Here is a 7128-nt window from a genome sequence, read left to right as displayed (position 1 = left end):
GGGAAGTGTGTTCACATGGGTCAATTCTCAGTGACAATTTATGGGGCTACCGGGTCAGTTCTCAGTGACAATCAACAGTATCACTTCCAACCAATGTCTGCTCTTGCAATGCTGCAGTGCAGCGCGAGTTATCGAAACCAAGGGCAGGTCTGGACCGGACGTTACACATTCGGGGACCGGGGTCGAGAATCGGCTTCGAAAAGACCGTCGTCGGCGGGACCGGCTGATCAGTCAGCTTAAGATGTAAACAGGTCGTACACTGCTTGAGACGGTCGTTCGGGAAGGCCTCCAATATTATTGATCGACCGCGCAGAATTTCAGCAGGCAGCACAAAGACAACTCCCGATTCACGCTCTTTGAGCTCGGCCTGTAATTTTTCGTCCCTTGCTTGTCGAAATCCGGGCTGAGGGACCGCAGAGAATCTTTCGCAGCCTCAAACGATGGAATCTGGTCACCATTGCGATATCGGCGCGGATTGCGAAGTAAGTTTCTGGGATCTGAGCCCAATGAGCGCCGGTGCCGACTAGAGGCGGAGAACCTGGCCTTAACGATCAGATACCTATCGCCATGCTGCGCTCTTACGAGATGCCTAAAGCAGTCGAGCCTACAAAATGTGAATGAAACGCTGAAGGAAGCCAAATCAACTGGGATTGGCTACCTTCCTCATATTATTCATTAGCTTACCACTGGGTGGGCGCTAATGTGTTTGTGTATGGGCGTCAAACATTCGCAAATGGGCTTTATATGCTTGGCATATCAATACTCCTTTCTTGGCTAGTCAGCTACAACCCGAGGTGCCGCCGCAGGTGTTGCACTTCATACAGGTGCCGTTGCGAACCAATGTGTAGTTGCCGCATTCACCGCAGGCTTCGCCCTCATAGCCCTGCATCTTGGCTTTGGCCCGCGCATCGAGGCTGACCGCGCCAGTGCTGACGGAGGCCGAGGGTTGCACCGCGACCGCCACGTCGCCGCCGCTCACTTGGGGCGCGTATGCGGTGCTCGGCTCGACGCCCTGCCCGCCTTGCAGCACCACCAACTCTTGCGGAAGGCGGTTGCGCAGATAGCCGGTGGAGCTGATTTGCTTGAGCACTTCCAAGGACTTATTCGCGGCCCCCTCGCTCAACTCGCTGACGTTCGAGAGGTTCTCTTCCTCGCCCCGGCCCAGATCGTCAAAGGTCGCGCCCTCGGGCTTCACATGCGCCAGATCGGTGCGGTCGAGGTAGCTCACCGCCAATTCACGGAACACATAGTCGAGGATCGAGGTCGCCTGCTTGATGCTGTCGTTGCCCTGCACCATGCCCGCCGGTTCGAACTTGGTGAAGGTGAAGGCGTCAACGAATTCCTCCAGCGGCACGCCGTATTGCAGACCGACCGAGACCGCGATGGCGAAGTTGTTCATCATCGCCCGGAAGCCCGCACCTTCCTTGTGCATGTCGATGAAGATCTCGCCGAGCTTGCCATCCTCATATTCGCCGGTGCGCAGGTAGACCTTGTGACCGCCGACGTTGGCCTTCTGGGTATAGCCCTTGCGGCGCTGCGGCATCTTCTCGCGATGCGATTTGATGATCTCTCTAACGATCACCTTCTCAACGATCTTCTCGGCCAGTACGGCGGCCTTCTCATGGGTGTTGCCACTTTCCAGCGTCTCGGCGGCGTCCTCGTCGTCCTCGACGAGTGCGGCGGCCAAGGGCTGGCTCAGCTTCGAGCCATCGCGGTAGAGCGCGTTGGCCTTGATGCCCAAGGACCAGCTGAGTTCATAAGCCTTCTGGCAATCCTCAATCGTCGCGTCATTCGGCATGTTGATCGTCTTGGAAATCGCCCCCGAGATAAAGCTCTGCGCCGCTGCCATCATGTGGATGTGGCTGTTGACCGACAGGTAACGCTTGCCCTTCTTGCCGCAGGGGTTGGCACAGTCGAAGATGTCGTAATGCTCCTCGCGCAGATGCGGCGCGCCTTCGAGCGTCATGGTCCCGCAGACGTGGTCATTGGCCGCTTCGATATCGGCCTTGCTGAAACCGAGGGAGCGGAGCAGATCGAAGGTCGGGTCTTTCAGCTTTTCGGTCGGAATGCCCAGCACCTGCGTGCAGAAGGCTTCGCCTAGCGTCCATTGGTTGAAGACAAAGCGGATGTCGAAAGCCTGTTTCAGCGCGGCGTCGATCTTGGCCAATTCATTGGCGCCAAAGCCGTGCCCTGCCAGCGTGGTGTGGTTGATCGCGGGCGCATTGCCGATGGTGCCGTGGCCGACGGCATAGCTGACGATCTCTTCGATCTGAGCCGACCCGTAGCCAAGTTTTTCCAGCGCGGCAGGCACGGATTGGTTGATGATTTTGAAGTATCCACCCCCGGCGAGCTTCTTGAACTTCACCAGCGCGAAGTCGGGCTCGATGCCCGTCGTGTCGCAGTCCATGACCAGACCGATGGTGCCGGTGGGCGCAATGACCGAAGTTTGCGCGTTGCGGTAGCCATGCGCTTCGCCCAGTTTCAGCGCCTCGTCCCAGCAGGATTTGGCGATGTCGACCAACCCTGCCTGCGGGCAGTTGGCGTGATCCAGCGGCACCGGCTTGACCGACAGCTTCTCGTAGCCGTCCGCTTCCCCATAGGCCGCGGTGCGGTGGTTGCGGATGATGCGCAGCATGTGCTCGGCGTTCTTGGCATAGCCAGGGAAAGCGCCCAATTCGCCCGCCATCTCAGCGGAGGTCGCATAGGCCACGCCGGTCATGATCGCGGTCAGGGCACCGCCCAAAGCGCGGCCTTCGTCGCTGTCATAGGAATAGCCCATGTTCATCAGCAAGCCGCCGATATTGGCATAGCCCAGACCCAGCGTGCGGAAGTCATAAGACCGCTGCGCGATTTCCTTGGAGGGGAACTGCGCCATCATCACGCTGATTTCCAGTGTCACGGTCCAGAGCCGCGCGGCATGCATGTAGTCCTCGACCTGAAAGACCCCGTCCTGAAGGAAGGTCAGCAGGTTCATCGAGGCCAAGTTGCAGGCCGTGTCGTCGAGGAACATGTACTCCGAACAGGGGTTCGAGCCGCGGATCGCGCCGTCTTCGGGGCAAGTGTGCCAGTCGTTCACGGTGTCGTGGTACTGGATGCCCGGATCGGCGCAGGCCCATGCGGCATGGCCGACCTGATCCCACAGGTCACGGGCGCGGACGGTCTTGACCACCCGGCTCTCGGTGCGGCTGATCAACTCCCAGTCGGCATCCTTCTCCACGGCCTTCAGGAAGGCGTTGGTGACGCGGATCGAGTTGTTGGAGTTCTGGCCGGAGACGGAGTTGTAGGCCTCGCTATCCCAGTCGGTGTCATAGGTCGGGAACTCGATGCCGGTGTGGCCCTGCTTGGCATAGTCCAGCACGCGTTTGACGTAAGTTTCGGGGATCGCGACCTTCTTGGCCTCGCGGATCGCCTGTTTCAGCGCGGCGTTCTTGGCCGGGTCATAGGCATCCGCCTCGGCCCCGTCCCATGCCTTGATCGCGTCGAACAAAAGGTTGAGCTTCTGCTCGTGCATCTTGGAGCCGGCGACGATGGAGGCCACCTTCTGCTCTTCGAGCACCTTCCAGTTGATGAAATCCTCGATATCGGGATGGTCGGCGTCGACGATCACCATCTTGGCCGCGCGGCGGGTGGTGCCGCCGGATTTGATGGCGCCAGCGGCGCGGTCCCCGATCTTGAGGAACCCCATCAAACCCGACGACTTGCCGCCGCCCGACAGCTTCTCGCCCTCTCCGCGGAGCGATGAAAAGTTGGTGCCCGTGCCCGAGCCGTATTTGAACAGACGTGCCTCGCGAACCCAGAGGTCCATGATGCCGCCATCGCCCACCAGATCGTCGCCCACAGACTGGATGAAGCAGGCATGCGGCTGCGGGTGCTCATAGGAGGATTTCGACCGGGTCAGCTTACCGGTTTTGTAGTCGACGTAGTAATGCCCCTGCGCCGGGCCGTCGATGCCATAGGCCCAGTGCAGACCGGTGTTGAACCACTGCGGGCTGTTCGGGGCCGCGCGCTGGCTGGCGAGCATGTGGCGCATCTCGTCGTAATAGGCGCGGGCGTCTTCCTCGGTGGTGAAATAGCCGCCTTTCCAGCCCCAGTAGGCCCAAGCGCCCGCCAGACGGTCGAAGACCTGCTTGGAGGAGGTCTCCCCGCCCATCTCGGCCCCTTCGGCGGGCTCAGAACGCCACAGGAACTCAGGCACGTCCTTTTCCTTGACCTTGCGGGTCTTGCTGGGCACGCCCGCCTTGCGGAAATACTTCTGTGCGATCACGTCGCTGGCGACCTGGCTCCAGGATTTGGGCACTTCGACGTTGTCGAGCTTGAACACCACCGAACCGTCAGGGTTGCGGATCTCTGACACCGTGGTGACAAAGTCCAAATCCGCATAGGCATCCTGCCCGGCCTTGGTGAAATTCCGTTCAATCTTCATCGTCGCTGCCCTTTTTCAAACTCTCAAAATCCTGAGCCGACCTGCCCACGGCAGGCCGTCTCACCCCTATGTGCTGGCAGTTTGAACAAAGCTTCCCCGCGCCACCTGCTGACGCAAGCGGCCCGAAACCGATTAAAACGCTGGCTCTATACTCTGTCCCCGCCGCCCAAGCGCCCCGTTGCGTTAACCACAACATATTGTGGCGCTTTACTTGATCCCCACAAACTGACGTAGATCGCACTATTTGGTCAACGGTTTTTTTCGGAATTATTTCGGGGCGGGGAGTTGACCGAAGCCCCCCGATTTGCCCCGCGCACTACCCCAGTGATTCAGCCTCAGGATATCCCCAAAGATACCCGCAAGTCCGATTGGTGGGCGGCTTTGAAATAATCCATTGCAGGGGCCGGGTTAGCGGAGGTGTTTGAGAGATTGGTTGTATTCATCCACAGCCCAAGACCGCCCGCCGCGCGACAGGCCGCCGAAAGTGGGCTCTGTGCCACGATCACCCGGCCCAAGCCCTCTGCCCGATGTCCGCGTCTAAAACCGCGGCAGAATCATCACGTTCCCGGCGCGCACAGGCGCAAACTGCCAATGCGGCGGCGGCAGCTACTATATCTTGTGCAGAATGAGGATAGGACAACGGGCGCACCTCAACCAAAGCGGGAAGCGCTACACCAGCGATGTTGGAAGAAAATGGTCGGAGCGAGAGGATTCGAACCTCCGACCCCCTGTACCCAAAACAGGTGCGCTACCAGGCTGCGCCACGCTCCGACTGGGGCTTCTTTAGCCATAAGCCCGCCAATTGAAAAGCCCCGATTGACCTTAAAATTGGAAAATCCGCGAAGTCTTTAGCAGGGCCAAGCCGGAGCGTTCCCGGCAAAGGCCGGATGGCGGATTTCGCTGCCTTCGGTGATCCCAAGGCGTTTCGACAGGCCGCCGTTGATCTCCAGCACCGACAGCAAATCGTCGCCGCCCGGGATCGGTGTTTCGTCAAGCGGTTTGGCGGAGTGGTGGATCTTCTGCACCACACCCCTTTCGTCTATGAACAGCAAGTCCAGCGGGATCAACGTGTTGCGCATCCAGAAATTCAGGGGCTGAGGTCTTTCGTAGATAAAGAGCATGCCCGCGCTCAGGGGCAGCGAACGCCGATGCATCAGCCCCTTGGCGCGTTCCGCCGTGTCATCGGCCACTTCGACAGAGAAGCGGGCCTTCCCCCACTCCCCGCGGAGCGCCACGGAATCGATACGGCAAACCTCGGCCACCGCCGCGCCGGTCAGCAGCAGAGCAGCCAGTGCCGCCCCTGCCATATGCCTTGCCAGTCGCCTGACCTTTAGCCGTCTATCACCGCGTCCCATGAGCTTACCTCCGCCGCCAGATGGCCCCGATCGCCAACAATCACACGCATGGCAAGTGCTTCGCCCGGTTGCAAATCACAAAGTCCGGATTGGCGTAGCACGTCGATATGCAAAAACACATCTTCCGCGCAGCCAAAGACATTTGCAAACCCGAATCCCTTGGCCTTGTCGAACCATTTGACACGGGCGGGCTCAAATTCGGCGGTGGCCAGTTGCTCAGGATCGAAACCGGCGAATTCCACCACGGCGGCGGGCAATTCACTGGGCGCCTCGACGGAAAGCACTTCGACCGCCTGCGCGCCGCGCTCGGTCTGTTGCACCCGCACCGCCACCCGCGCTCCATCCGCGACAGAGCTTTGGCCGAAATTGCGCAGGACATTAACGTGCAGCAGGATGTCAGCCCCGCCCGCATCCGCGACCACAAAGCCGAAGCCCTTGACCGGATCGAACCATTTGACCACCCCTTCGAGAGGGTCGTCTATCGCTGCTGTTTCCGCTTGGGTCTCTGACACATCTTTCATCGGGTATCGCGCCGTCGGATCAAGGGTTGAGCCGGGTCACGGCCCAGGGTGCCGCGACATCTGCGCGCCGCCACTGGAAACGATCATGCAAGCGAAACTCGCCATCGGCCCAGAATTCGATTTCCAGCGGGGTGATCCGGTAGCCGCCCCAAAACGGCGGACGCTCAGGGTTCACCCCCTTCTGCGCCGTCACCTTGGCCACCTCGGCCATCAGCGCAGCGCGTCCCGAGAGCGGCTGCGACTGGCGCGAGGCCCAAGCCCCCAGACGGCTTTTGAGCGAGCGCGAGGCGTAATAGGCATCGGCCTGCGGCCCGTCCTCCCGGCTGATCAAACCGCGCACCCGCAGTTGGCGGCGCAGGGATTTCCAATGCATGACAAAGGCCGCCTTGCCCGCGCCGTCAAGTTCCTGCGCCTTCTGGCTTTCGTAATTGGTGTAAAAGACAAAAGCCTCCGGCTCGATCTCTTTCAGCAGCACCATGCGGGCGTTGGGCAGCCCTTGCGAATCTACCGTGCTGAGCGCGATGGCATTGGGATCATTAGGCTCGGTCGCCTCTGCTGCGGAAAGCCAACGCTGCGCAATTGCAAAGGGATCATCCCCCGCAAAAATACCAGTCCGCGTCTCCATTCGGCATCTCCTTCAGAGTGCTTTGCCTGTAGCCGGTTCTTCGCCGGGGTCCGATCCCTTCGGTATGGCATTTGTTAACAATCGGCAACTCAAAGGACAACCTCACCCGATTTCCGACAGTTAGCCGCCGATCTTATGGCAACTCTCGGGGGTGAAGGCGCCTGTGCAGTCTTGATGGTAGCGCTGCAATCGCCTAGACCAAGA

Annotated in this window: 4 protein-coding genes and 1 tRNA gene; all 5 read right to left on the bottom strand. The window is 60.0% G+C overall.

Going from position 1 to position 7128, the window contains the following annotated elements; all coding sequences use genetic code 11:
* Positions 1-778 precede the first annotated feature (778 nt).
* The 5 genes from ACGYLA_RS08690 to pdxH all read right to left on the bottom strand — a co-directional run bounded on the left by ACGYLA_RS08690 (position 779) and on the right by pdxH (position 6924).
* A complete protein-coding gene (locus ACGYLA_RS08690; RefSeq protein WP_394431886.1) occupies positions 779-4423 on the bottom strand; it encodes a vitamin B12-dependent ribonucleotide reductase in 3645 nt (1214 codons plus the stop codon).
* A gap of 694 nt (positions 4424-5117) precedes the next feature.
* A tRNA-Pro gene (locus ACGYLA_RS08685) sits at positions 5118-5194 on the bottom strand.
* Positions 5195-5271: 77 nt separating this feature from the next.
* Complete coding sequence (locus ACGYLA_RS08680; RefSeq protein WP_394431884.1) at positions 5272-5730, bottom strand: DUF192 domain-containing protein; 459 nt, start codon at positions 5728-5730, stop codon at positions 5272-5274.
* A 23-nt stretch (positions 5731-5753) separates the two neighbouring features.
* A complete protein-coding gene (locus ACGYLA_RS08675; RefSeq protein WP_394431882.1) occupies positions 5754-6299 on the bottom strand; it encodes a cold shock domain-containing protein in 546 nt (181 codons plus the stop codon).
* A 19-nt stretch (positions 6300-6318) separates the two neighbouring features.
* Complete coding sequence (gene pdxH / locus ACGYLA_RS08670) at positions 6319-6924, bottom strand: pyridoxamine 5'-phosphate oxidase (protein WP_394431880.1); 606 nt, start codon at positions 6922-6924, stop codon at positions 6319-6321.
* Between the last annotated feature and the right edge of the window lie 204 nt (positions 6925-7128).

This window comes from Sulfitobacter sp. 1A13679 (assembly GCF_043557115.1).
Lineage (GTDB): Bacteria > Pseudomonadota > Alphaproteobacteria > Rhodobacterales > Rhodobacteraceae > Sulfitobacter > Sulfitobacter faviae.
This window is presented reverse-complemented; position numbering and strand designations above follow the sequence as displayed.

What these genes read in the sequence shown, in the direction of transcription:
- pdxH (WP_394431880.1), bottom strand. Translation starts at nt 6,924, where the DNA reads ATGGAGACGCGGACTGGTATTTTTGCGGGGGATGATCCCTTTGCAATT.
- ACGYLA_RS08675 (WP_394431882.1), bottom strand. Translation starts at nt 6,299, where the DNA reads ATGAAAGATGTGTCAGAGACCCAAGCGGAAACAGCAGCGATAGACGAC.
- ACGYLA_RS08680 (WP_394431884.1), bottom strand. Translation starts at nt 5,730, where the DNA reads ATGGCAGGGGCGGCACTGGCTGCTCTGCTGCTGACCGGCGCGGCGGTG.
- ACGYLA_RS08690 (WP_394431886.1), bottom strand. Translation starts at nt 4,423, where the DNA reads ATGAAGATTGAACGGAATTTCACCAAGGCCGGGCAGGATGCCTATGCG.